We start from the raw sequence: 26121 nt of genomic DNA on the forward strand, positions 1-26121 counted from the left end.
CGAAGGCCGCGCTCGAGCGCGGCCTTCGCAGGAGGGAGGAAAAGACGATGCCGACATGCGCGGACGGACGGTGCGCTGCATCACCGCTCGCTCGCCGTTCCCAGCATCGTCGCGAGTCGTTTAGCTTCGAGCAGCGTGCTTGCCAGCCACGCGGCCGCTCGTCATGGCGTTGCCCATGTTGTTGCCCGCAGAGGGACAGTTGTAAGCGTTTCCGTAGCGCTCGCCCATCGTGTTGCCCACCGCATACAGACCCTTGACGACATCGTTTTTCGAAGCCGTAAGCACCTGGTAGCTTCCGTTGACGCACAAGCCCGCAAGCGTGTTCAGGCCAGGACCGTACAAGCGCTCGGTGCCCTGCTTGGCAATATAGAACGGGGCCTCGTCGATCGGAATGAGCAGATTCTCCGGCTTGCCGTAATCTGCATCCACTCCAGCAGCGCACAGTTCGTTGTAACGCTCGACCGTGGCCTTTGCGGTTTCGAGAGCCTCCCCGGAAAGCCCGGCATTTTTCAGCGCTTCCTCCACGGTAGCCCCGACGAACACCTCGTTCACAAACGGCCTCGTGCGGTTCGCAATTTCCAGACCGCGAACCTCAATGGTGCCAGCAGAGGGGTCTGCGCCGTCCATCTGCGCCCGATATTCTTCGATGCCCTCAGGAAATCCCCAGTTAGGAGCACCGTGATCAAGGCCGCCCGCCTGAATATACTGCATGTGCTTTTTATCCATGATGGCGAAGTTGCCCACCATGGCCGCCTCGAGATCAATAGGCTGACGGCACGACTGAGCCAGCACCAGCCCCGCATACGATTCGTTCATGAAGCGCTCGCCCTTGCAGTTCATCCACAGGCTTGGAGCCGAACCCCAGGGACCGAACGAAATGGAAGGCGCGTCGCCAGCCACGGGGCGCGGATGGCTCTCGATGGCGCCGCCCGCCCAGCAGCCCATTTTGTGACCGGAGCCATCGCAGTCGGTCATACCCGTCAACGTTTCCCTATCCACGCCATGTCGCTCGGCGTTTTCGGCGCATTCCGAGCAAAGCTCCCACACCATGTCGGCATTGGCACCGAAGTCGCCCGTAGCCAGGATAACGCCCTTGGATGCGTCGAAGCGCACATAGGATCCGTCGGCATCTTGAGCGATAACGCCAAGGACTGCGCCCTCGTCACTCTGCACGCAACGCACCGCAGCATGACCGCAAAACCATTTCGCGCCCAGATCCTCGGCGGCATCGCGGCAATACGTCTCGAGCTCGGCCAAGCGGGAAACGTCCGTCAAGCCACTCTTGCCCACTGGGTCGGCATTTTTCGTACCAACGGTTTGCACGGTGGACGCCCACATCTTATAGCCGGACACCTCCACCGGGTAATCGGCTCCGTTCGGCTTGTCGTAAGCGATCTGAACGATGCACTCGCCGCCTTCGAAATCGAACACGTTCGACGTATCGGGAACGAGCGAAGCCAGATTGTCCATCATTTCGCCCGAGTTGTACACGAACGAACGAATGACATCGGTGCTGCACCGTCCATTGGCGCGACGCACGTACTCGTTCACGATTTCATTCAGATCGTACGGACCGAAACCCCAGCTTTCCAGCAGCTTCGAATTGTACGAGCAGATGTCGTCGCCCCGATACACGATTTCGCCGTCGTTGTGCTTCTCGATCACGGCCACGCTCGCGCCCTCTTGCGCAGCAGCCAACGCCGCTTGCGTGCCAGCATGACCGCCGCCCACCACCACGACGTCGAAAGACTTCGTCTCCGCAATGTCGCCATCGGCAATCTCGGGCGCGGAGCCCAGCCAATTCTCGTCGCACATATAGTATGCCGGGCGGGCCGAAGCGGCCTCGCCCGTAGCCGCGCTTCCCCCGTCCGGCTCCTTAGCCGGCTGCGGAGCGCAGCCGGCTAGCCCCATGACGCCCAGAACGCCAGCACTCGCCGCTCCTGCCAGGAAATTCCTTCGTGAAAGCTCCATCGCTCTCCCTCTCCTTCGCACTCCAACTCCCAACGCTGCACTGCGTTGGCTTCAACATGCTCCATCCTGACCAGAAGACCGGTTTGGCGCTATCCGATGAACCGTTGATTTCGCCTTCAACGAAGGCAAAGGCGCTCAACGTTTTTACGTAGATGTTCTCAATCTCATGCGTTTCAGCAGATCAAACAAGCATTTTGATTAACGAAGAGACGTAGCAATGCTATAATGCAGCCTGCCCCAAGCAGCCAGGAGGAACCGCATGGCCAAGGCATGCGACAACCAGAAACCAAGAACTTCCAACGAGTCGCCAATGACCGCAATCGCCTTGGTCGTAGGATTAGGCTGCTTGTTTTCAACGCTTCTAATCTACTCAGGTGCCGTCATATCGTTTTTAAGGTTCGAGCACGCCGAGTCCTTCATAGGAACCTTCGCCGAGACCACGCTTCTGTGCGCGACCGTTTTAGGGGCCCTGTTCCTTGGGCTCACCCTTGCCGGAAAACGCGTTCCCTACGTGATGCTCAGTTCGTTCGGAGGGGCAATCTACCTCTGCTGCTCGCTTACGTATGCTCTTTTCGCCTGGTCCGGCAGCTTCGGAACAACCTCGGTGGTGGCACTCGCTTTCACCACGGCACTAGCAGACACGTGCTTAGTGCTTGCCTGGGGCCGCGTGTGTACTCGATTCAAGATCAAACGCGCCCTCGAAATAGTTTCTCTCGCTAGCATCCTCTCGGCGCTCTTATGCCATCTTTACAGCATTCTACCGTTGGCTGGCGTAACCGCGCTGTTCGTACTGGCTTCAATAACAGCAGTCATCGTACCGTTGGCGCTTGGCGCAACCGTCCCCTCTTGCAAAAAGGCGAAACGCCGGTCAACTGGCGAACCGCGCGCAATCGCCGCATCCCTTGTTGATGTCCTTGCAGCTCCAGGCCTTGGCCTGATCGTATTCGCTTTCGTTATGGCGGTAATGCGCACGTCGTTCAACCAGAGCCAGGACGCCTACCTAGCCATGCTTGCACTCGATGCAACAATTCTTCTGGCGTATGCATTGCTAAGAAAAAGGCGGCTATCGCTGCGTGGCGGTATGCATCAAACGTTTCTTCCGCTTATGGCCATGCTGCTCTTAGCCGTCACAAGCATCACGGCTACCGTAGGCCAGGGAGAACAGCTGGCAACGTACCTCACGTATGCCCTCTACGCATTAGCGGCCATACTCACCCTTGCAACACTGTGCGCCATAGCCAATGCGGGCGAATTCCCATCTGACGCGGTCTTCTCGCTTGCGGTTTTCCTCTTTGCAGCCGCGTCGTTCACGGGCCAAGCGTTTGCCACCGCGATGGGCGACCACGTAACCCCTATCGTAGTGACGATAATTACTACGCTGTACGCATTCGCGATGGTCTTCTCGTCGCATATTCGATACCAGCGCGAAACGCAATGGACCTCAAGCGACGAAAACGACCGCGTCGAACCTACAGGACAATCGAACGCCGGCCCCACTCCCGCATCCGTGCGCTGCGCCCAACTGGCCGAAACGTACAATCTGACAGCCCGCGAGCAAGAGATCCTTTCGTATCTTGCCGAAGGACACAGCGGGGCTTATATCGCAGACGTGCTGTTCATCTCTCCCAACACCGCCCGAACGCACATTCATAATATTTACCGTAAGCTAGAGGTGTCGTCTCGCGAAGACATACTGAAGCTCACAAAGGATCGCGCCTAAACACCGCTTTGCAACGTAACGCGCGAAGGCCGCGAAAACGCTCCAGAGACCGCTTCAAGAAGGAAACGCTTTGGAATATTAAGCTTTTCCGAGCAAACATTTCACCAGGTCAACATAGCCCTTTGCTATTCGCCGAAAAAACATGTTGTGATTTCGTGGAGATCGGTGGTATACTACAACCTGCTTTACAGAAGCTTGATGCTTCGATAAAGAAAAGGGTTCTGTTTTTTGGAGGGGGCAGAACCCTTCTTCTTATCTTTGGGACGGAGACGTCCCCTTTTTTATGCCCGAAAACGCTCCCGCGGGCATCGGCCGTCATGCACGGACGCTCGCCGCGCCCGCTACAACGGCCTGCGAGCCTCGATAGCGCGACCAAGCGTGACTTCGTCGGCAAACTCCAAATCGCCGCCTACGGGCAAGCCGCTTGCAGGGCGCGTAACGCGAATTCCCAGCGGCTTGATAAGGCGCGCAAGGTACGCAGCCGTGGTCTCGCCTTCCACGTTTGGGTTCGTCGCCAACACAACCTCTTGGACCTCGTCGCTTGCCAAGCGCTTCATAAGCTCGGCGATGCGCAGATTGTCCGGCCCGATGCCCTCCATAGGAGAAAGCGCGCCCCCCAGCACGTGGTAGACCCCGGAATAGACGGTCGTTCGCTCGATGGGAGGAATATCGCGCGGCTCGCTTACCACGCAGATCGTGCTCGCATCGCGCTTGGACGAGCGGCATATCTCGCACAGATCGTCCTCGGCGTAGTTGAAACAGCGTTTGCAGAAGCAAACCTGGTCTTTCACCTCGGCAATAGCTTCGGAAAGACGCAGCGCCGTCGCCTTGTCGGCATTCAGTATCCAGTACGCTATGCGCTGGGCGGACTTCGGACCAACTCCAGGCAAGCGCTCCAGCTCATCGAGCAGTTTCTGGATAGACGGCGCTGCGTGCATGACAAATTCCCCTTCGCCTGATCTACATGAGGCCCGGGATGCTCATGCCGCCCGTCGCGGCGTTCAGGCGCGTGGCGCTCATGTCGGACACGCCGCGAAGCGCCTCGTTGACAGCAGCCGTCACCATATCCTGAAGCATTTCCACGTCCTCGGGGTCAACGGCCTCGGGATCGATCGTGATGCTGCTGATGGCCATGTCGCCCGTCGCAACAACCTTGACCATGCCGCCGCCAGCCGTAGCCTCGAACGTCATGTCCTTGATTTCTTCCTGCGCGCGAGCAAGCTCCATCTGCATTTTCTGAGCCTGCTTCATCATCTTCTTCATATCCATAGTACGGTTTCCTTTCAGATTCGTTAGCACGCGATCGACCGGTCCGGCACATCAACCGAACCTCGAACGGCGCGGATTCCTATTCTTTCACTTCTTCCACGACCACGCCAGCTCCAAAACCGGCGGCAAGAATGGCTTGCAGGTCGCTGGGGTCGGCGGGAGAGCTCTGCACGGTCGCAGGGGTTGAAGCAGGTGCCGAAGCCGGGATGGAAGCGGGCGCGCTCTGAGGCTGCGGCATCCGAGCCGGCTGCGCGGCAGGCACCGGCGAAGCATCGGGCATCGCAGGCGCAGGCGCAGGAACGTCGAAGTCGTCGTAGGGCACCTGCTCGTCCTCGTACGGAGGAACGTCGTAGGTCGGCATCGCCGCAGACGGCTGCGGCTGGGGCTGGGGCTGCGGACGAGACGTCGAAGCGACCGGAGCCTGCGCGTGGGATGCGGCCGCCTGCGCACGAGGCGCGGCAGAGGCCGCAGGAGATGCGGAGACCGCCGAAGCGGGTCGAGCAGCGGAAGCAGCAGCCGGAGACGCGGGGGCGCTTGCACCGGCCTGCGAATACGCGAACGGCACCGCGGAACCGCACGCCTGAGTCAATGCGGCGGACACGGCATCTTGGACATCTTGCTTCTGCACGGCCTTGAACGCGAAGGCGTTTTCCGCAGGGAATTCGATCAAGAGGATGCGCTTGCCCGCATCGTACACGGCCTTCGTGTTAAGGAACAAAACGCCGTAAGCGGCCTTGTTCTTCTTGAGCGTAGCAAGAACAGCCTGCCAAACGCGCTGGAGAGCCGCGGGGTTTTGCAGGCTGTCGGCAACTTGGCCCGAAGCTGCCGCCGGTGCGCCAGGATCCGCCTGGACAACTGCGGCGGAAGCGGAGGCCGCAGGAGCAGCAGAAGCCGGAGAGGCGGTCGCGGACGGAGCGGCCGCGGGCGCCGGGCTCTGCGACACAGGCGCAGGCTGGGCAGCGGGTGCAGGCTGGGGCGCAGCGTGAACAGCCGCAACGGGCTGGGCAGGTTGCGAAACCTGAACAGGCTGAACGGGCTGGGCAGGCTGGGCGACAGGCGCAGATGCCGGGGCCGCCGCAGGAACGGCCACCGGAGCCGCCGCCGACGTCACGTGGGCAACGGCCGAATGCCCGCTTTCCAGCGCTTCGATGCGCTCGGCAAGCGCCTCGAGCGTCAAATCCGAATCGGGACGAACCATGCGCGTGAGCGCAATCTCGAACGACAAGCGCGGATTCGTCGACGTTTTCAATTCGGCAGACAAGTCGCCCAGCACGCCGAGCAGACGCGACAGACGATCCGCCCCGAACAGCGGCAGTTCGCTCACCAGTTCGCGCCGCTCGGTATCGCCCACTTCCAAGGCAACGTCGGCATCGGTCAGCGACATGACGTACAGATTGCGGACGTGCTCGGCCAAATCGCGCGTGAACTGAGCCAGATCGGCTCCCGTTTCCACGAACTCCGCCGTCCAGCGAAAGCACGTGGCCACATCGCGCTTGCCAATGGCCTGCATGATCTCGGCCAGATCGTTCGTATCCACCCCGCCCAGCATGCGCTCGGCCACCTCAAGCGTAACCTTGCCCTCGCCGAACGCGATAAGCTGCTCAAGCGAGGTCAGCGCGTTGCGCATGCCGCCTTCAGCGCGATGGGCGATCAGGTCAAGCGCCTCGCCCTCGAACTCCACGTCCTCGGACACGCAGATGGCGCCCAGTCGCGACACGATGGACTCAGCCGAAATGCGGCGGAAATCGAAACGCTGGCAGCGCGAGTGGATGGTTTCGGGAACCTTCTGGGGATCGGTAGTAGCCAGCACGAATACCACGTGGCTCGGCGGCTCTTCAAGCGTCTTGAGCAGCGCGTTGAACGCCGCCGTCGACAGCATGTGAACCTCGTCGATGATGTAGATCTTGTACCGACCGCGCGTAGGAGCGAACTGAACGCGACCGATGATCTCCTCGCGCACGTTCTCCACGCCCGTGCGACTTGCGGCGTCCAATTCGTACACGTCGGGATGCTCGCCGTTGGCGATCATCGTGCAATCATCGCACGTTCCGTCAGGCTCGGACGTAGGGCCGTGCTCGCACAGAAGCGCCTTGGCAAGCAAGCGCGCCGTAGTGGTTTTGCCGGTGCCGCGCGGGCCGGTGAACAGGTACGCGTGACTTACCTTATCCTGCTCGATCGCGTTTTTGATAGTGCGTTCGATATGCTCCTGGCCAACGACGTCTTCGAATATCTGCGGCCGGTATTTTCTGTACAATGCCTCTGCCATAGCGCGCGGCTCCCGCTTTCCCGTATGCATCCGTGGTTATGCGAACGCGGGCGCCCTGCACTGGCATGCGCCCGCGTTTTCTGCGTTCTTGCCCATTATAGAAGAAGCGCGCTTTCCGCGCAGCCGCCGCAGCGCGCCACCACAGCATCAGCAGGGGCAGCGTCACAATGCTACGATCGGGCTATTTCCCAGCCTTCGCCTTGGAGGAACTCAGTTTCGCCTTGATCGCGCCCGCTACGGCCGGTATAAGGGAAATGGCCACAATTCCAACGATCACCAGCTCGAAATGCTCCTGCACCACCGGAATGCCGCCGAAGAAGTAGCCCAGCAGCACGAAGACGGTGGACCACGTAATACCGCCGATGATGTTGAACAGCAAGAATTTGCGGTAGTGCATGTGCCCGAAACCTGCAAAGAACGGCACGAACGTGCGGATGAACGGGAAGAAACGACCCAGGAAGATCGCCAGCGGGCCGTACTTGTTAATAAGGCCTTCGGTTTTCTCGATGCGCTCGGGCGTCATCGACTTGACGCGCCCGGAATCGATGATGTGCTTGCCGAATTCGCGACCGATCCAGTAGTTGCACGAATCGCCCAAGATCGCCGCCACCCACACCACCGGAAGCAGCAGCGCCAAGTTCAAGCCGCCGCCGTCGGCCGCGAACAAACCCGCCGTGAACAGGAGCGAATCACCGGGCAGAAACGGCATGATAACCACGCCGGTCTCGATGAAGATGATCAAGAAGATGGGGATGTACGCGCCCATGCCGAACGCTGCAATCCATTCGGCAATGAAGCCGCGAGGGTCTTGCAGCAAGTCAATGAAGAACTGGATGATTTCCATGGGGTTTCCTCGAAGCGCACTCGAAACTGCAGTCGCGCCCGGTCGGCTGGAAAGGCAGGCCAACCCGTCGGCCGCAAGCCGTCAAGATAAAAGAATATCCCGGATAGGCAGGGGCGCTCGTCAGCGGTCCCTTATGGCTGCTTCCTCCCGGACCTGACCAGGTTCAGAACATGGCGCCGCCCCGGCCCATCCGAGATATTCTCGAACATGCTCGCGCATGCGAGGCATTAGTATATACGATCTCGCAAAATCCAAGCCAACCGACTTATTTGAAGCAACCAAAAGCACACAGACCCGTTGCAAGCTTAAATGAAGCGGGGGAGCAGAGTCGATGACCCCGCTCCCCCGCCTTGCTCCCGCCAATCGAAAGCTCGCCTTTGCGCAGCGAGCTCCCGACAAGATGAGAGATTGCGCGCCCTTACAGCGTGCGCAGGTTGACCTCTTTGAGCTGACGGCCCGTCACGGCGCTCGGGGCGCCCGTCATCGGGTCGCTCGCGGAGCTCGTCTTCGGGAACGCGATAACGTCGCGAATGGACGACTTGCCGCCCAGCAGCATGACCAGACGGTCAAGACCCAGGGCGATGCCGCCATGCGGCGGAGCGCCCAGCTCGAGCGCGTGGATCAGGTGCCCGAACTTCTCGTCGATTTCCTCGTCGGTCAAGCCGCACACGCGCAGCACGCGACGCTGCTCTTCGGCATTGTGGATACGGATGGTGCCGCCGCCCACTTCGAAGCCGTCCATGACCAGGTCATAGGAATAGCTGCCGCATTCGAGCGGAGCAGACTCGATCTTGTCCACATCCTCGTCCAGCACATGCGTGAACGGATGATGCTCGGCGGCGTACTTCTTCTCGTCCTCGTCGTACTTGAACATGGGGAAGTTCACGATCCACAGGAGCTGATGCCCCTCGCGCGGAACGTTGAGCGCGTCGGCCATGTGCAAGCGAAGCGCGCTCAGCACGGCGTTCGCCACCGCGGGCTTGTCGGCCGCGAACAGCAGCAGGTCGCCCGGCTCCACGTCCATGGCCTGCTTGAGAGCGGCGAACTCCTCGTCGCTGAAGAACTTGATGATGGGGCTCTTCTCGTTGCCGTCCGTCGTGAACGCGATCCAGGCCATGCCCTTCGCGCCGTTCTCGGCGGCGATGTCGGCCAGCTTCTCGACCTCGCCGCGGCTCCAATCGCCTGCGCCCTTCGCGTTGATGGCCTTCACCACGCCGCCGGACTGGGCCACGCTCGAGAACACCTTGAAGCCCGTGTCCTTCACGATGTCGGTGATGTCCTTGAGCTCCATGCCGAAGCGCGTGTCGGGACGATCGTTGCCGAAACGCTCCATGGACTCGGCGTACTGCATGCGCTGCAGCGGGAACTCGTGGTCCACGCCCACCGCCTTCAGCGTCTCGGCCATGACGTCTTCCATCATGTCGATGACGTCGTCGCCGCGCACGAAGCTCATCTCGATGTCCACCTGCGTGAACTCGGGCTGACGATCGGCGCGCAGATCCTCGTCGCGGAAGCAGCGGGCAATCTGGTAGTAGCGTTCGACGCCGGCCACCATGAGCATCTGCTTGAACTGCTGGGGGCTTTGCGGAAGCGCGTAGAAACGGCCCGGGTTCGGACGGCTGGGCACGATGTAGTCGCGCGCGCCCTCCGGCGTGGAGTTCGCCAGAATGGGGGTTTCCACTTCCAGGAAGCCGCGATCGTTGAGCGCGCCTCGCATGGCCTGGGCAACCTTGTGACGCAAGTGCAGGGCCTCGAACATCTCAGGACGGCGAATATCCAGGTAGCGCCACTTCATGCGGGTGGTCTCGTCGGTCTCGATGCCGTCTTCGATCGAGAACGGAGGCGTGACGGACGTGTTCAAGACCTCGACGGCCTTCGCCAGAACCTCGATCTCGCCCGTAGCCATATTGGGGTTTGCGGCTTCGGCGCCGCGCTCGCGCACCGTGCCGGAAATCTTGAGCACGTACTCGCGACCCAAATGCTCGGCCTTCGCGAAGTCGTCGACGCTCACGCAATCGGGGTCGACGACCACCTGCGTATAGCCCGTACGATCCCGCAGATCGATGAAGATAAGACCGCCGTGGTCGCGATTGTGCCACGCCCAACCGCACAGCTCGACCTCGCGCCCCACGTCGCTCTTGCGCAGCTCGCCGCACGTGGCGGTGTGCATGCAGTATTCGTTCCTGAAGTCCGTCATGATGATGGTTCCTTGCTCCTTGGCACTGCTATCTGCATCTGCCGTTCGTAGTTACGGCAGACGTTACTCAAACCTAGTCATTGTACTGGCAAACGAGGGAAAACAAACCCCTGATCGCGTCTTTTCATGCAAAATGCGCGCGAACAACCCGCCAGGACGCCGCATCCGCCAACATGCGGTTCATCCCGCTGCCCAGGCGCAGCTGCCGCAACCTGCGGTCGAACGCGAACGTCGCGGCCGCACTGCATCGCGCGAACGCGAGACGAATCAGGCCGTGCAAGGAACGCCGCAAGCGGGCAGCCTCGCCGAAAGCTTCAACCCGGCAGTCCCCTATCGGACGAACCGCGTCAACGACGCTGCGCCATCAACGAGGGCCGTCACGCTCCGGCCGCCTTCCGCGCATCGCCGACGATCGCCGCATTGGCGCCACGCGCCCACAGGCCCGACACCCTGCTCGTGCCCCTGCAGACAAGGGGTTGCGCGCGAAAAACCGCTTTGCATGGCAGTTTCTTGCGGTTTGATGTCGTAGCGACGGGCTCTTGATGTCGCTTTGCATGTTGTTCTCATCGGAGATGGCATTTCACCTGGGGAAACGTAGCTCGATTTTTCGCGTGTTCGGGAAGGGGCGTCTCGGACGACCTCAAACCGTCAAAACCTGCCAAGAACGCCGGAATCGCGAGCGCAAGGGGCCAACCGCGCGCAAGAGCCCGCCATGTGCAGGGCCAGCCATGCGCGGGACGCAACATCGCGAGCGCAAGGGGCCAGCCGCGAGCGCAAGGCACTCGCGGCGCATGCGGGACGCTACCGCGCCGTCACGCTTTCGGCTTGTTGTACGACTCGTCCGCGCCCAGCAAGTCGACCAGGCCTTTTCGGTTCTCCTCGATCCCTTCGGCCTGGGTAAACGCCAAAATGTAAACGGGCTGACGATACTTTACGTCTGCGTACACGTCCGGATTACCCAACCCGATCAAGTGCTCGCGAATGCTTGCTCCCAGATTGACCGAGCTCCCTACGTACACGCCGTGGTACGAGGAGTAGTCGTCGTCCCTCACGGCGTGCTTGCAACGAAGGATCACGTAGCACCCCGGAATCTCCAGGTAATGGGCCACGCCTTCCGGATCGAAGCCCGCCATCTTGTCCCAAGATTCCAAAAACTCTCGCGACGACAGCTTTACCGCAGCCGCCTGGAGCACGTCTTTCACTGCCGAGCGTCGAACCCGCTGCTCTTCCTTCTGCCCTTTGGCCTCCGTCCGCGCATCGGAAACTCCCTGCGCAGCCTGCTCGACGCTTGCCCGGGCCTGCCTGGCTGCTGCGGCCGCCTTGTCCGCAGCCGACTTGGCAACCGGAGCAACCTTGGGCGCCACCTCGGCAGCTACCCCTGCGGCAACTTCAGCTGCCGCCTTGATCTCGCTTCGATGGGTCGCCACGAACTTCGCCGCAGCGCCCGCGCCCTTCGCAACACCGCTCCATTTGCCAGCAGCCATTCCAAGCCTCCTCAGACAGCGCGCCCGAACGTCCCGAACGCGCAAGCGCGTCTATTCCGCGTCGTCCAAACCGCCGAACACCTCATCGACCGAAGGCGCGCGCCCATCGAACGGCTCGCCGCCGAAATGAGCCAGCAGAGCCTTGATCTTGGACAGTTCTATCGCGCGCTCGCGATGCGTCTGCATGTTGCGAACCGTCACTTCGCCCCGGGCCAGTTCGTCGGGTCCCAACACGGCAACCATGGAAGCCCCCAGCTTGTCGGCAAGCTTGAACTGGCTTTTCAGGCTGCGACGCTGGTGGTCCATCTCGCCCACAAGCCCCGCATCGCGGCACGCCTGCACCAAAGAGAACGCCTCGGCGCGCACGCTCGCATCAACGCACGCAACGAAGAAATCGCAGCGCTGCGCCTTGGGGAACGCATGCCCGGCCGCCTCGAGCGCCAGCACGCACCGCTCGTAACCCAGAGCCCAGCCGAATCCCGGCGTCGGACGTCCGCCGACTTCCTCGGTCAGCTTGTCGTAACGGCCGCCTCCGCCGATGGCGTTCTGGCTTCCCATTCCCTCGGTCACCTGAACCTCGAACACCGTGCGCGTGTAGTAGTCCAAGCCGCGCACGAGCGTCGGGTCCTCGACGTACGACAAGCCCGCGCCGTCGAGGTACGTCTTCACCGACAGGTAGTGCTCGCGGCAATCGTCGCACAAATGCTCGGTTATCTTCGGAGCACCCTCCATAACGGCGGCGCAGCCAGGGTTTTTGCAATCGAAAGCACGCAGCGGGTTGATTTCCGCACGGCGCTTGCATTCGTCGCACAGCTCGTCGGCATGCGCGTCCATGTACGCCTTCACGGCTTCGCGGTACGCCGGACGGCACGTCTCGCACCCCATGGAGTTCACCAGCAGGCGAGTAGCCCGCACGGGAATGCCGATCGCGGCGTAGAACCGCATGAGCATGATGATGCCCTCGGCGTCAACGCTGGGATCCTCGGCGCCCAAGCACTCGATGCCCACCTGGTTGAACTGGCGCTGGCGTCCCTTCTGGGGACGCTCGGCGCGAAACATCGGACCGGCGTACATGAGCTTTGCAGGAGCAGCTCCCTGGGGGACCAAGTCGTGCTGCACCACGGCTCGCACCGTGCCGGCGGTTCCTTCAGGGCGCATGGACAAGCGGCTCTTCGCCTTCACGCTGCCGCCCTCCAGGAGCTTTTTCAGGTTCTCGCCGGATATCGCGGTGAACATCTCCTTGGACACCACGTCGGTAGCCTCGCCAATGCCGCGCACGAACAGCTCCGTCTGCTCGAAGATGGGCGTTTCGATCGGCAGGTAACCGTAGCGACCGAAAATCTCCGCCGCCGTCGCCTTGAAATGCGTCCAGAACTTCGCCTCGTCCGGCAGAAGATCGCGCGTTCCCTCGGGAGATTGAATTGCCATGGGTCGACCCTTCGTTTCTATTGTTCGGAATCTTGCTATTGTAACGTAAAAGACCTACGAGCTTTCCAAAGAACGAAGCACGTTAACGAGCGCATCGTCCGGCCGGTAACGCGACCGCGCGGCCATCAGGCTGCGAGCCACGCGAAACATCCCCTCGTCGGTGGCCGCAACCGCCGCCTCGTCCAAGGCGTCCAGCACGTCCGACGTTGGCGCCACGGGAATCCCCGCACGCGTCAATTCAAGATCCACCTGGTCGCGCGCGGGAAGATCGATGCCCGTTTCCCCGACAAGCTCCTGCAGCTCGGCCGTAGCCTGAACAGCCACCATAGACGACGTTGCGAGCGATTTCAAATAGCAAGCCGCGCCATCGCGCGCCCGCCCCATCTTCCACAGCACGTACGCCAACTGATAGTAAGCCATAGCTATATCGCTTGGCTGAAAAGCTATGCGCAGGCCCTCCAGAAGGGTTGCGGAAGCGTTCTCCATATCCCCTACCAACATGTACGCGCGACCCAGCTGACGATAGCCCGCAGCCGTCGCGGGCGCTATCTCAACGGCGCGACGCCCGTATCGCTGCGCCTCGTCGGCACGCTCGAACGAATGCTCCAGCAGACGCACGATTTCCAGATGGCAGAGGTAGAACGTATCCGTGGCAAGCCGTACGCGTTTGCCCGCATCGCGTACGGCGCGCGACGGATAGCCCGCGCCCGCATATCGCGCTCGGTTGTACAGAACGCGGGCAACGTACGAGTCGAACGCTCGGTACGCCGTTGACGATCCGTCGACGAACCCGTCAAGCGCGGCGGCCTCGGCCACCGCATCGATCAGCACGTCGACCGCCTGGCCCAGATCATGCTCGGCAAGCGCTTTCGCACGGCCAAGCGCAACCAGGCAGCGATCTTCCCCCAAGTACCGGCCAACCACGACGTTTTGGTCGCGTGCGTCCAAGCTGCCGGCGGCAAGCGCCGCCATCAAACGCGTGCACGAAGAAACGGCCCGATCGTCAGAAGCCGCGGCCGCCTCCTCCTGCGCAACGCGAACGATGCGAATGGCATCGGAAGCGCTTTCGGCCTGCACGATGCGATCGGCCAGCCCTTCCGCCAACCGACGGTACGCCGCATCGTAGCTGATGCGCATGTCGCGGCTGCTATCCGCCCCCAACACGGAACGGACGCTGTCGGAAAGCTCTTTGTCGCACGTTTCAGGAAGATCGGCGCGCACGGAACTGGAGGCGAGTCCTTCAAGGTACGCGAACGCCTGAGCATCGTCGCCATCGAAGCAGGCGGCACACGCCTGATACGCAGGCAGGGGATCGAACGCACGAGCCTGCTCGAAACCGTCGAAGCGCTCGTACGTCGCACGGTCGAACGCAGCCTGAACATACGCGGGAGCCCGATCTTCCTGCGGAAACTCTCCCCCTTCCGACGCCTGGTCGCCCTGCTTCCGGGAAAGAGGACGCACCGCCACATCCACCCTGCTCGCCGACGCCACCGCCTCGAACGCGATCGAAACCAAGACCAAGCCAAGGTGCAAAGCGTACCGGCGCGCCTGCGCATCGCGAAACTCCCAATCAGCCTCGAGCCAGCTTCCCGACGCATCCTGATCGACGCCCTCGCTCCAAACCCACGTCGGCATAAGCAAGGCGTCAGGAACCGTCACGTCAAAGGCAACCGCGCCTGCTGCAACGTCCAATCGAAAGGACGCGTCGATCCGAAACGGCAAGCGCAGGCGCTCGATCGCAGCGGCAATCCTGCAGCGAGCATCCCATTCGCCGCCCTCGTTGCCTTCGGGCGCGTCAACCGCCCGGTCAAGCTGCGGGCGCTGCACGGCGGCCGCCTCGATGAGGTACGCGTCCCATCGCGCGCAATCAACGTCGGTAGCAAACGCCGCACGATCCCCAAACGCCTCTTTGACCAGCAAGAACCTATTGAGGGCGGCTTCAAGCGCCCATATCGTAGGCGCAGGTATCCGCACTTCTTCGTCATCGACCGCCACATAATACGTATCAGCGTAGCGAGAAGTCCGCACAAGACGCACCGACTCGTCCTCCATACCGCGGCCTTTGAGGTCGTCCAGCCCCGCGTCCTCCAGCCACTGCGCCAAGCACCGCACAAGCGCGGGAGGACGGAACGCAGGATCGCTCTCGGCTTTGCGCGCGTCGAGAACAATAGAGCGCATGGCCGCCAAAGGCTTGTCGCCGCGCAAGCGCTCGAACACGCTCTCGAGGCCACGCTCGGGTACCGCCGGCGCGCCCAAAGACGGCCGATGCACGAAAGCCAGGTAGGCGCGGGCCATCGCATGATCGTAGCGAAGCCCTCCGGCATAAGGCCCGAAATCGTACCAGGAATCGAACAGCGCGTACCTCCCCTGGGCGCTGAGGTACTGCGCGACCTCGCGCTTGGCATCCTTTTCGTGCACGTACACGCAACCACGTTCCTCGCGCGACGAAGAAGCCTGGTCGGAGTAGCGAGCGAACGAGAGATCGGGCTGGCGCGCGGGCGGCGCGCTCAGCGCTTCGGACGTCGAAAACACGCGTCCGTACGGATCGATGTAAGCCAGAACGCGCACCGTAAGCTTGTCGGGAAGCGCAACAACGTACGATCCGCCCGTGCCGGGCGTCGGCAGCCCCCGAGAGACGAACCCGTACGAACCTGGCTCGTCCAACGCACCCGGAATGGGAGGCATTCCGGCCTCAAGCACATGCACCTTGTTAAAGAGTCTGTCGCCCGCATTCATGCGATACAGACCGTCCTGCCCTGCTACCTGCTGCACGGATGTTCCTTCCTGGTCGTATCCGAGCAGCATAGCACGACAGAAGCACCGCACAACATCGAGCGCCCCCGGATCGCACATGCTTTCCGGGGGCGCTTCTAGAAGAAGAGCGTCGCCGTTGGCGGCAAGGGTGCCGCCGGGCGGGAGGAATCCTAGTGATGGTGGCTGCAAGCCTGATCGGCGGACATCACCGGAGCGTCGCCAGCTGCAACCAACTTGGCGGCATCGCCTACCAGAGGATGCTGATTGTCGAAGTAGACCGTGATGCCCGCCTGGTTGAAGCCCATGAGCGGGCGCATCCCCATGCCGGCGGCCACGATCGCGTTCACGCCGGCGTCGGCAAGAAGGCCCACCGGGCGCAAGCACCCGCCTTCCTCATGCGGCGGATTCGCAATCTCGGTCGTTCCGGCGATCTCTCCGTCGACGATCTCGACCACCGTAAAGCAATCGCAATGGCCGAAGTGACCCGCTCGCTGAGACTCGAGCCCCGCTTGGCCCATCGTGGGCACGGCCAGCTTCATGGTTTCACTCATCTGTTCCTTCTTTCTTCGAAGCGATGCTGCTTCGATCCGCATCATCCGACGCGGAAACGCTCCGGTCGGCTTCTTCCAAACCGCTCTCCAACAACCCGACCAGCAACTCGTCAAGCCGCTGCCGATCGCGAAGCGCCTCGAGCCACTGCTCGGCCATCTCCACGCCGATGCGCGTCAGCTCGTACTCCCGCCTTCGCGGACCCGACTCCTCGTCGCACCAGCGAGACACCACCGCGCCAGCCTCTTCCAATCGACGCAAGCTGCGGTACAAGCCGCCCACGTCAACGTCTACGTGACCGTCGGTTTTCTCGAGAATGATCTTGCGCATGTCGTACCCGTATCCGCCCGCATGCAAAAGAGCAGCCAACGCCGCCGGCTCCACCAGCGCGCCACCGCCGCCGCCTCGCCTGCGGCAACAAGGCTTGCGGCCCGCTCCCAAACCGGACTCGCCGCAAGAAGCGCCGTTTCGGGTGCCCGACGTTTCGCAATCACCTTGCGGCATAGCGCCTCCTTCATGCAGGGTACTATATGACATGAACATATATACTCCTTCAACATGCATGCTGTCAACATATAGATGTCGAAAGGAGTCTTTCTACGAACGACAAAACGGAACGTAGCGCGACAATGCGCTCGTTTCACCCGATCCCCGCCCGCTCATTGGGGAACGGAGAATTCAAGAACGGCTGTTTTCGAGGGTTCGGCTCGCAACGAAACGGCACGCGATTTCACGGCGGTGGCGGTTTTCAGCAAGCAGGAAGATTCGTCGACGCACCGGCCTCGCAATGCGACAAGCCCCGATCACGACGAAAGGCTACGACGAAACCGCGTCCAAAGAGCGCACGATCGCATCTTGAGCGGCACGACATGAAGATTGGGGCTTGTATGCGGAAACCAGATAGACGCCCGCCCGGTTCCATTCATCAAGGGCGAATGCCTCCGGATTGTCGAGCTCCCGCAAGGCATGGGCACATTCCCCCAGCCTAAAGCGCAGATCAGACAGGTAAGCGGCAGATGTATTCAAAACCAGATAATCGAGCAGGGACATGATCACAACAAGCGTTCCTCCCTCTGCCCTTGCCCATCTTCCGGCTGAAATAGCAGACTTTTTCGAAACGGTCGGCTATTATCGTATTTTATTAAAGATCGAGAAACGCACTCAGGAAGGGCATGCGTATTCGACGGTACGACGCGCCTTGCCACACGGTCTAATAACGTCTACTTTTTCAGACCCGAAATCCTACTGTTGAACTTAAATATACCCTCACCGCGTGGCATCGTACTCGCGTGTCCATTTGAAAAACGTGCTCCGAGCAACTCCGAGCCGACTCGCCGCCTCTTTGCTTCCAATCGCGCCCTCCCTCCACATTGAGTACACGTACCCGAAATCGCAGGGCAGTTGCTTCGGCGGCCTGCCGAAGCGCACGCCGCGAGCGCGAGCCGACGCTATCCCTTCCGCTTGGCGCTGCCTGATATTCTCGCGTTCGACTTGCGCCACGTACGAGAGGATCTGCAAAACGATGTCCGCGATAAACGTGCCCGTGACGTTTCGCTCGCTCGTTCGCGTATCGAGCAGCGGCATGTCCATCACCACAACGTCCACGTTCAGCTGCTTGGTCAAAAATCGCCATTGCTCGATGATCTCGTCATAGTTTCGACCCAGGCGATCGATGCTCTTGATCACCAGCGTATCGCCCGGCGCAAGAACGCCCGTCAAAGCCTGATAACCAGGCCGATCGAAGTTCTTGCCGCTCATGCGATCGGTGTACACGTTGGCGATGGGAACGGAGAACTCCGCCAACGCGTCAAGTTGCCTATCCAAATTCTGATCCTTGCTGGAAACTCTTGCATACCCGTACATCACCACAACTGGTCTCCTTTCCGTTCGGAGAACGGCCGGCCCCTTCACCATGGCACAAAGCCACGCGCGACGCCCGCTCTCAGTCAAGCGATTGGCACTTGTTGCGCATTCGTCGGAAGTTCGTAGAGAAGCCAAGGGAAACGTGCGAAAGGAGCTCTTCGAACCTCAAAAACGCAAAAGAGGTTGCGGGGTCTGCGCATCCCCGCAACCTCTTGTTCCCCGGCATGCCCGGATCCGGCAACGCACGCAGCCCTCGCTGCGGCTGCAATTGCAGATGCAGCCGTCAAGACCGCCGCGCAAAAGGGCCGATTCACATACGAGCAACCACCAGATCGCCCATCGTACCCGTGCCGACAACCTTGTTGGCAGGCGTGTCAAGCTGCCTGATATCGCCCGTGCGCCACCCCTCGTCAAGAACGGATGTCACACCACGATGGATATCGTCGGCTGCTTCCTGCATGCCGAAGCTGTAGCGCAGCATCATTTCCACCGAAAGGATCTGCGCAAGCGGGTTCGCAACACCCCGACCTGCGATATCCGGCGCGCTGCCGTGGCTGGGCTCGTAGAGCGCCGTGCCGTCGCCAAGGCTTGCACTGGCAAGCATCCCCAAAGAACCCGTAATCTGCGCCGCCTCGTCGGACAGGATGTCGCCGAACATGTTCTCGGTCACCACTACGTCGAAATCAACCGGGCGGCTGATCAGCTGCATGGCCGTATTGTCCACCAGCAGGTCCTCGAGTTCCACGTCCGGGTACTCGTCGGCGCCGATGCGATGCACGATTTCGCGCCACATGCGGCTCGTTTCCAGCACGTTCGCCTTGTCGACGCTCGTCACCTTGTTGCGGCGCCTTCGCGCAGCTTCGAACGCCTGGCGAGCGATGCGCTCCACTTCGTACTCGCGGTACTCCAGCGTATCGTAGGCGCGCTGGCCGGGAGCGCCCTGCGCTCCGCAGCCTTCCTCGTTGTAGAATCGCTCGCGCTTGCCAAAGTACAAACCGCCCGTCAATTCGCGCACGATCATCATGTCCACGCCCTCTACGATTTCCGGTTTGAGCGTGGACGCCTCGGAAAGCGCGTCGAAAATCTGTACGGGACGCAGGTTCGTGTACAGGCCAAGCGCCTTGCGAATACCCAAAAGTCCCTGTTCGGGGCGCGGTTTCTCAGGATCGGTCGTGTCCCACTTCGGACCGCCGACAGCCGCCAGCAACACGGCGTCGGAAGCTTCGGCCGCACGCAGCGTCTCGTCGGGAAGCGCAGTGCCGCACGCATCGATAGCACAGCCTCCGATAAGCGCTTCGGTATAGGAGAACGTCGTGCCGTACTTCGCGCCCACGGCATCGAGCACCTTGACGCCCTCGGCGATGATCTCCGGACCGATGCCGTCGCCCGGAAGCAGGCAGATATTGTAGGTTTTGGTCATGGGTTTCCTTACGTTGCGGGTCCGATAAAGTCAACGAGGCTTTCTGCGGCAGCGCCGAACTGCTCCGCCGTTCGCAAAACGACGGAACGGCTTACTTTTCCAGTTTCGACTTAGTCCGGTTGATCAAGCCGCCCGCTTCGATGATCTCGCGAATGAACGGCGGGAACGGCTGAGCCTGAAACACGTCGCCCGTCGTCTCGTTCGTGATGATGCCCGCATCGGCGTCCACGTTCACCATGTCGCCCTGGGAAATGGCATCCACCGCTTCGGGGCACTCCATGATGGCCAGCCCCGTGTTGATGGAATTGCGGTAGAAGATGCGCGCGAAGCTCTTGGCGATGACCACGTCGACGCCCGCCGCCTTGATGGCGATGGGCGCATGCTCGCGCGAGCTTCCGCAACCAAAGTTCTCGTCGGCCACGATGATGTCGCCCGGCTGCACGCGCTCGACGAACGAGGCGTCCAGATCCTCCAGGCAATGTTTCGCCAGCTCAGCCGGATCAGACGTGGTCAGATGGCGAGCCGGAATGATAACGTCGGTATCGATATCGCGCCCGTAACGGTGCGCGGTTCCCTTGAAATGCATGGCAGCTTCCCTTTCCTAGTCCAGGTCTTCCGGCAGGCCGATACGACCCAGCACGGCGCTTGCCGCGGCAACGGCCGGCGAGGACAGGTACACCTCGCTGGTGGGGTCGCCCATGCGGCCGACGAAGTTGCGGTTGGTGGTGGCGATAGCACGCTCGCCAGCGGCAAGAATGCCCATGTAACCGCCCAGGCACGGACCGCACGTAGGAGTGGACACGGCGCAGTTCGCGTCGAGGAACACGTCCATCAGGCCCTCTTCCATGCACTGACGGTACACCGCTTGCGTGGCCGGGATCACGATGCAACGCACGTTGGGATGAACCTTCCGACCGCGCAGCACGTCGGCAGCTTGGCGCATGTCCACGATGCGACCGTTCGTGCAGCTTCCAATAACAGCCTGGTCGATGCGCACGTCGCGCGCTTCGGCAACCGGGCGCGTATTCGACGGCAAATGCGGGAACGCGACCGTCGGCTGAATGGATGCTGCGTCAATCTGGTAGACCTTCGCGTACTGCGCATCCGGGTCGGGATGGTATTCGGTGTAAGGACGCTCCACGCGGCCGTCCATGTAGGCGCGCGTCACGTCGTCAACCTCGATGAGGCCCGCTTTGCCGCCCGCTTCGATAGCCATGTTGGAAATGGACATGCGCTCGTCCATGCCCATGTTGGAAATGGCGCTGCCCGTGAACTCCATAGCTTGGTACAAGGCTCCGTCTACGCCGATCATGCCGATGATATGCAGGATGACGTCCTTGCCGGTCACGCCAGGAGCAAGCTCGCCGTCGATCCTGAACAGCAGGCTTTCGGGCACCTTGAACCATGCCTTGCCGGTGGCGTAGCCCACGCCCGCGTCGGTTGAGCCTACGCCCGTAGCGAACGCGCCGAGCGCACCGTACGTGCAGGTATGGCTGTCCGCGCCGATGATGAGATCGCCCGCGCCCACAACGCCCTGCTCGGGCAGCAGCGCATGCTCGACGCCCATGCAGCCCACTTCGTAGTAATGGGTAATGCCCTGCTCGCGCGCAAAGTCGCGAACGATCTTGGCCTGTTCGGCGCTTTTGATGTCCTTGTTGGGAACATAGTGGTCGGGCACCAGGGCGATCTTCGTAGGATCGAACACCTTCTCGACGCCGATCTTGCGGAATTCCTTGACAGCGATGGGGGCTGTAACGTCGTTAGATAGCACGAGGTCGAGATCGCATTCGATCAGTTGACCTGGCTCCACTTCGTCGAGCCCCGCATGGGCGGCAAGAATCTTCTCCGCCATGGTCATGGGACGTGCCATGTTTCACTCCTTTGTATGCGGTGGTCTCGTCTGGACTCGCGTTCGAGCCGCGAGCAGATAGGAAATCGTCGCCCATTGTACCACTGGGATTTACCGGTAAAAAAGAAGAGCCCCGAAGGGCCCTTCGATGTGAAGCGATTTCCAGATAAAACCGGCCAACTACCAAGATCCGTGATAGTCGTAACCATAGTAGCCAGCAGAACCCATCGCTCCCGCGACAAGCGCCGTAACCATGCCGCCGATCATCAAGCTCAACAGGAGGCCGAGCACGATCCAGATGACGAAGCCGATGATCGAGAACTTGAGCGCATCGCTTTTCACCTGCGCGACCTTGTCGGCGTTCGCCAGCCAGGCGATGATGATGCCCGGAATGCCCAGGAGAGCGCCCACTACCAGCCAGCCAAACTTCATGCCGCCGGTCAGCTGCATGAGCGGCGCGGGCGGATAGACGGGCTGCGGGACGTAAGGGGGCTGAGCCTGAGGCTGGGGCTGGCCCATCGGAGGCTGCTGCGGAGGGACCGGAGCTGTCGCCGGGGGCTGAGGAGCCGCCTGCTGCTCGGAAGCCTGCGGGGCCTCGGGAGCAACCTGATCGTTCTTGTTCTCTTCGCTCATAATGAACCTGCTTTCCATCGGTATACTTCGTTTTCGTCCATGCGATGCGGCTTTCTCAGGCGTCTCGCATGGACGAAACGCGCGGCACGTCAATGCCGCCTGTCCCCAGTATAAAGGGCGCGCGCACCGCAAAGGAGCACCGTCAACGAATCGAAACCCAAATACATCGGATGGTGTAGCCTGAAAGAAGCAGACGGAGCGGGCGCTCCATACTCCGCACACAAGCAAAAGACCCTCCGCCGAGGGTCTTTGAGAGCCTTTCGAAAGCAAGGAAAGCCCAGGAAGCAATCGCGTTTACGAAAGCGCCGTGCACAGCGCGTCGAGCAAGGCGATGGCAAAATGCTGGGCGGAACGGCCAACGCCGGCATCCTCCCACATGGTGCCGGGCAGCTCAATGGCGATGCGCGAAGGAGCGGACGAGTCGGCAACCCCGATGGCCGTCTCCAAACGAAGCGACAAAGTGCCTTCGTCGTCAAAGCTCACGCGAGGAACGTTCTCGGTAGCCTCATCAGGCAAAACAATATGAACGAGCAGCATGTTGCCATCAGGGGCAACCAGCAGCGAATCAGCGCTCATGATCTTGGACGCAGGATTGGTCGCCAACGCCAAGTTCGACATGCGCGAAGCCACGCTGCGCGTGAACTCCTGCGTTCCGAACAGGCAAAGCGCGTTGTGCTCCAGCACGTCGGCAGCGCGCGCGAAGCCCAGGTGATTGGAGCCATGAACTGCTTCCTTGCCCTCCCACGAGTGATGGAGGTTGCGAATGGCGGCGTACGTGTACGCCCCGGCGATTCCATCGGAAGGCAACCCCATGTTCAGCTGGAACTTGCGAAGGGCCAGCTCCGTGAACGCGCCGAAAATCCCGTCGGTCGCGCCGCAGGCGAACCCGAGCGCACCCAGCGCCCGCTGAAGCTCCAAAACGTCATGCCCGTGAAAATGAGGCATGCGCAGATACAGCGTACGATCGCCCAGCGTGAACGAGGCGTCAACCAAAGCCGCCCACACGCGATCATCGACCTCGTCGGTCACGGGAATGTTTCGCTGCCCGCAGAACGCGCGAACGGCGGCGGCGGTCGCCTCGCCGAACGTTCCGTCAACGCCCGCAGGAGCCAGCAAGCCGATCGTCGCCAAACGCTGCTGCACGTCTTCGACGGCCGGACCGGTGTCATGTCGCTTAATGGTATCCATGCCTGCCATGGTAGCGTACCCCGCCGAGCCAGCCTCGGATCCAAGCGAGGTTCCACAAGAGGAACAGAGCAAGAGCCCTGCAGGGCGAAGAAGGTCGGCCCTTCGCTTCGCCGGTCGCTTACGCAGCTAGCAGATTCGCCTCAATCCATCCAAAAAGGGCGGCCGTGTGGCCGCCCCGCTTGCTTCGTTCATCGAAGCGAGGCACCGGCCCCGTTCCGTTTCCTTGCTTTATTTCAGGCGGTTGACGAACCAGTCCGCCATACCGACCAGCAAGTCGAGCGCCGTCGACGGCCTCACTAAATCGATCAGGCGATTCTTGGCGATGTCGGTCAGGTTTTCGGCGTAGTTGCGCGCATAATCTATGCTGCCGGACTCCTCCATGATGGCCACAGCCTCGGCCAACACCTTCGGATCTTTCTCCTTCGACGAAAGAATCTCGATCAAGCGATCGCGCTTCGGGGAATTCTGCAACGCGTGAACCACCACGAGCGTGCGCTTGCCCTCGGTAATATCGTTGCGGAAATCCTTCTTCGTGCTTTCCTCGGACCCCACAAGGTTCAAAAGGTCGTCCTGGATCTGGAATGCAAGACCCGTGTCCAAACCGTAATTGCGCAGGGCCTCGATTTCAACCTCGGTACCGCCGCCGATGATGGCGCCGATTGCCAGGGGCACCGCACCCGAGTAATGCGCGGTCTTGTGCGTGGCCATGACCAAGTAGTCCTCGGGCGTGATGTCGTAGCGACCGTCGCGCGCCCAGCCAATGTCAAGCGCCTGGCCCTCGATGGTTCGGCGCGTCATCTCGATAAGCTCGGAGATCACGCGAACCTTCATGGAGTCATCCAGGTTCGGGTCGGAGATCACGGTCCCGTTCACCAGGGAAAGAGCCAGGTCACCGGCGTTAATGGCAAGGCCGTACCCTTCCGTCAGGTGCATGCACGGCTCACCACGACGAAGCTCGGCCTCGTCGGCGATGTCGTCGTGAATAAGCGCAGCTGTATGGAAATGCTCGATGGCGGCCGCAGCGCTCGTAGCGCGCGACATGTCCCCGCCAACGGCGCGACATGCGGCGAAGCAAATGAGCGGACGGTGGCGCTTTCCCCCGTTTTTGCTGTACTCGATAAGAGGATCGTACAGGTAGCGATCCATATCGGCATGCGAGCCCTTCGGAATATACGCATTGACTAAGCCGCCGACGCGGTCGGCGTACACCGTCAAATACTCTTCGAACGACTCGGGGGGCTCTTCCACTGCGGCGATGATCTCGTTGATGTTGTCCATAGCGCTTTCTCTGTAAGCTTTGACAAATTCCGGAAACCTCATGGTATCACAAGAATTGAATATGGTTTCTCGACGGTTCCCCAGCGGTTCATTTTTTCGCTTTCTCCGCATATCCGCCAAAGATTATGCGAAATGGAACATAATCGAAAGCGCGAAACCTCGCCGAACGGGGCAGCACCATGCACGAGGAACGCGGAACGACCGAACGGTCGCAGCCCTCACGCGGCTGCCGCACGCGCGCATAGTATGGTAGGAGCGGTGGGACTCGAACCCACAAGACCGAAGCCGGCGGATTTTAAGTCCGCTGCGTATGCCAATTCCGCCACGCTCCCCCGTTGCCGCGCATCGTCGATCAACCCCAAACGCGCAAGGCTTTTTTCGACGCGGTATATGGTAGCAAATTTTGAGCCGTATGACCGGATGAACTAGCGCGTCGCCGCATCCAGAATAATGCCGTGCAAGATATCCGACTCGCTTACCGTGAAAGAATCCATGCCCGCCGAATCAAGCACGCTTTGCAGGATGATCATCCCCGCCACGATCACGGGAGCGCGTCCAGGATCCAGCCCCACGATCTGCTCGCGATCGGCAAGCGCAACGCTGCGAAGCTGGTCGTACACCTGATCGAGCGCAGGACGGTCGACCAGCGCCTTGTGAACGCGAGCGGTGTCGTAAACGCTCATGCGCTCGCGGATGGAAACCACCGTTGTAGCCGTTCCCGCCACCGCGACCAGCCGATCAGCGCGAAAGCCCGACGCCCTCAACTCCTCGAAAAACAAGGACATGCCCGAAGAAATCCACGCACGAGCGGCCTGCAGCTCGGCGCAGCTTGGAGGATCGGAGGCCAGGAACTTTTCCGTCACGCGACGACACCCGATGTTGAACGAATGGGATTTCACGGGATCGCCGCCGGAAGGACCTGCTACGACCTCGGTAGAGCCCCCGCCGATGTCGACGACCACAAGCTGCTCGCCGGGAAAATCGCACGAAGCCCCTTTGAACGAGAGCGACGCTTCCTTCTGCCCCGGAATAACCGACAGGGAAACGCCCAGCGCGGACAGCATGCCTGCGAATTCCGCGGCGTTGCGCGCGTCGCGCGCAGCCGACGTGGCCATAGCGGTCACGTGCACCTGCGGATGATCGGGCGAGACGAAGGAATCCAACACCTCGCGATAACCCTTCACGGAAGACGCCACGCGCTCCATGGCCTCAGGCTTCAGCACGCCCGAAGCATCCACCCCTTCGCCAAGGTTCGTGATCTGGTATTCGCGATCCAGCTCGTGCAGCCGTCCTTGCTCGTCCACGTCCGCAACCAACATGCGGCACGTCACGGTTCCGATATCGATTGCCGCGTATCGGCCAGCATGCAGCACGCGCGAGCCGTCGACGTCTTTTTCCACGAAAGGCC

At 61.2% G+C, this 26121-nt stretch carries 21 protein-coding genes, 1 tRNA gene and 1 other RNA gene; 1 reads left to right on the top strand and 22 read right to left on the bottom strand.

The window, feature by feature from the left end:
* Positions 1-120 precede the first annotated feature (120 nt).
* Complete coding sequence (locus tag LQE90_RS05875; RefSeq protein ID WP_216528788.1) at positions 121-1971, bottom strand: FAD-binding protein; 1851 nt, start codon at positions 1969-1971, stop codon at positions 121-123.
* A 310-nt stretch (positions 1972-2281) separates the two neighbouring features.
* On the opposite strand from LQE90_RS05875, the gene LQE90_RS05880 reads away from it, so the two are divergent.
* Positions 2282-3691, top strand: a complete 1410-nt coding sequence (locus tag LQE90_RS05880; protein ID WP_216528787.1) for a helix-turn-helix transcriptional regulator — start codon at positions 2282-2284, stop codon at positions 3689-3691.
* 341 nt (positions 3692-4032) lie between these two features.
* Here the strand turns inward: LQE90_RS05880 and recR are convergent, their stop codons facing one another.
* From recR to LQE90_RS05985, 21 genes are all read right to left on the bottom strand, one after another.
* A complete protein-coding gene (gene recR / locus LQE90_RS05885; protein ID WP_114566270.1) occupies positions 4033-4629 on the bottom strand; it encodes a recombination mediator RecR in 597 nt (198 codons plus the stop codon).
* Positions 4630-4651: 22 nt separating this feature from the next.
* Complete coding sequence (locus LQE90_RS05890) at positions 4652-4960, bottom strand: YbaB/EbfC family nucleoid-associated protein (RefSeq protein ID WP_114566269.1); 309 nt, start codon at positions 4958-4960, stop codon at positions 4652-4654.
* A 79-nt stretch (positions 4961-5039) separates the two neighbouring features.
* Positions 5040-7226, bottom strand: coding sequence for a DNA polymerase III subunit gamma/tau (gene dnaX / locus LQE90_RS05895; RefSeq protein WP_216528786.1), 2187 nt, complete (start codon positions 7224-7226; stop codon positions 5040-5042).
* A gap of 181 nt (positions 7227-7407) precedes the next feature.
* Entirely contained in the window at positions 7408-8070 is a 663-nt protein-coding gene (locus LQE90_RS05900) for a VTT domain-containing protein (RefSeq protein ID WP_114566267.1), read from the bottom strand.
* Between the two features lie 98 nt (positions 8071-8168).
* Positions 8169-8262: signal recognition particle sRNA small type (gene ffs / locus LQE90_RS05905), an RNA gene on the bottom strand.
* Between the two features lie 226 nt (positions 8263-8488).
* A complete protein-coding gene (gene aspS, locus LQE90_RS05910) occupies positions 8489-10267 on the bottom strand; it encodes an aspartate--tRNA ligase (RefSeq protein ID WP_114566266.1) in 1779 nt (592 codons plus the stop codon).
* Positions 10268-11079: 812 nt separating this feature from the next.
* Positions 11080-11751, bottom strand: coding sequence for a hypothetical protein (locus LQE90_RS05915; RefSeq protein WP_114566265.1), 672 nt, complete (start codon positions 11749-11751; stop codon positions 11080-11082).
* A gap of 51 nt (positions 11752-11802) precedes the next feature.
* The gene (hisS, locus tag LQE90_RS05920; protein WP_216528785.1) at positions 11803-13179 is read right to left on the bottom strand and encodes a histidine--tRNA ligase; all 1377 of its coding nucleotides are present in this window, start codon (positions 13177-13179) and stop codon (positions 11803-11805) included.
* 54 nt (positions 13180-13233) lie between these two features.
* Entirely contained in the window at positions 13234-15951 is a 2718-nt protein-coding gene (locus LQE90_RS05925) for a hypothetical protein (RefSeq protein ID WP_231088220.1), read from the bottom strand.
* Positions 15952-16103: 152 nt separating this feature from the next.
* Positions 16104-16484, bottom strand: coding sequence for a NifB/NifX family molybdenum-iron cluster-binding protein (locus LQE90_RS05930; RefSeq protein WP_216528784.1), 381 nt, complete (start codon positions 16482-16484; stop codon positions 16104-16106).
* Positions 16477-16986, bottom strand: a complete 510-nt coding sequence (locus LQE90_RS05935) for a PadR family transcriptional regulator (protein WP_216528783.1) — start codon at positions 16984-16986, stop codon at positions 16477-16479. Before LQE90_RS05935 ends, LQE90_RS05930 begins: the two co-directional genes overlap by 8 nt.
* A 312-nt stretch (positions 16987-17298) precedes the next feature.
* Complete coding sequence (locus LQE90_RS05940; protein WP_114566261.1) at positions 17299-17538, bottom strand: hypothetical protein; 240 nt, start codon at positions 17536-17538, stop codon at positions 17299-17301.
* A gap of 210 nt (positions 17539-17748) precedes the next feature.
* Positions 17749-18396: a recombinase family protein gene (locus LQE90_RS05945; protein ID WP_216528861.1), complete on the bottom strand. Its 648-nt coding sequence runs from the start codon at positions 18394-18396 to the stop codon at positions 17749-17751.
* Between the two features lie 259 nt (positions 18397-18655).
* Positions 18656-19765 carry a 3-isopropylmalate dehydrogenase gene (gene leuB / locus LQE90_RS05950; protein ID WP_231088222.1) on the bottom strand — a complete coding sequence of 370 codons (1110 nt, stop codon included), beginning with the start codon at positions 19763-19765 and terminating at the stop codon, positions 18656-18658.
* 91 nt (positions 19766-19856) lie between these two features.
* Positions 19857-20351: a 3-isopropylmalate dehydratase small subunit gene (locus tag LQE90_RS05955; RefSeq protein ID WP_216528781.1), complete on the bottom strand. Its 495-nt coding sequence runs from the start codon at positions 20349-20351 to the stop codon at positions 19857-19859.
* Positions 20352-20366: 15 nt separating this feature from the next.
* Positions 20367-21635 carry a 3-isopropylmalate dehydratase large subunit gene (gene leuC, locus LQE90_RS05960; protein WP_216528780.1) on the bottom strand — a complete coding sequence of 423 codons (1269 nt, stop codon included), beginning with the start codon at positions 21633-21635 and terminating at the stop codon, positions 20367-20369.
* A 159-nt stretch (positions 21636-21794) separates the two neighbouring features.
* Complete coding sequence (locus LQE90_RS05965; RefSeq protein ID WP_216528779.1) at positions 21795-22247, bottom strand: spore coat protein SP96; 453 nt, start codon at positions 22245-22247, stop codon at positions 21795-21797.
* A 294-nt stretch (positions 22248-22541) separates the two neighbouring features.
* A complete protein-coding gene (locus tag LQE90_RS05970; protein WP_114566257.1) occupies positions 22542-23444 on the bottom strand; it encodes a peptidoglycan-binding domain-containing protein in 903 nt (300 codons plus the stop codon).
* A 219-nt stretch (positions 23445-23663) separates the two neighbouring features.
* Complete coding sequence (locus LQE90_RS05975; protein ID WP_216528778.1) at positions 23664-24713, bottom strand: polyprenyl synthetase family protein; 1050 nt, start codon at positions 24711-24713, stop codon at positions 23664-23666.
* 247 nt (positions 24714-24960) lie between these two features.
* Positions 24961-25045, bottom strand: a tRNA-Leu gene (locus LQE90_RS05980).
* Between the two features lie 93 nt (positions 25046-25138).
* A complete protein-coding gene (locus LQE90_RS05985) occupies positions 25139-26113 on the bottom strand; it encodes a Ppx/GppA phosphatase family protein (RefSeq protein WP_231088223.1) in 975 nt (324 codons plus the stop codon).
* Between the last annotated feature and the right edge of the window lie 8 nt (positions 26114-26121).

Source organism: Paraeggerthella hominis (assembly GCF_021044775.1).
Taxonomy (GTDB): Bacteria; Actinomycetota; Coriobacteriia; order Coriobacteriales; family Eggerthellaceae; genus Paraeggerthella; species Paraeggerthella hominis.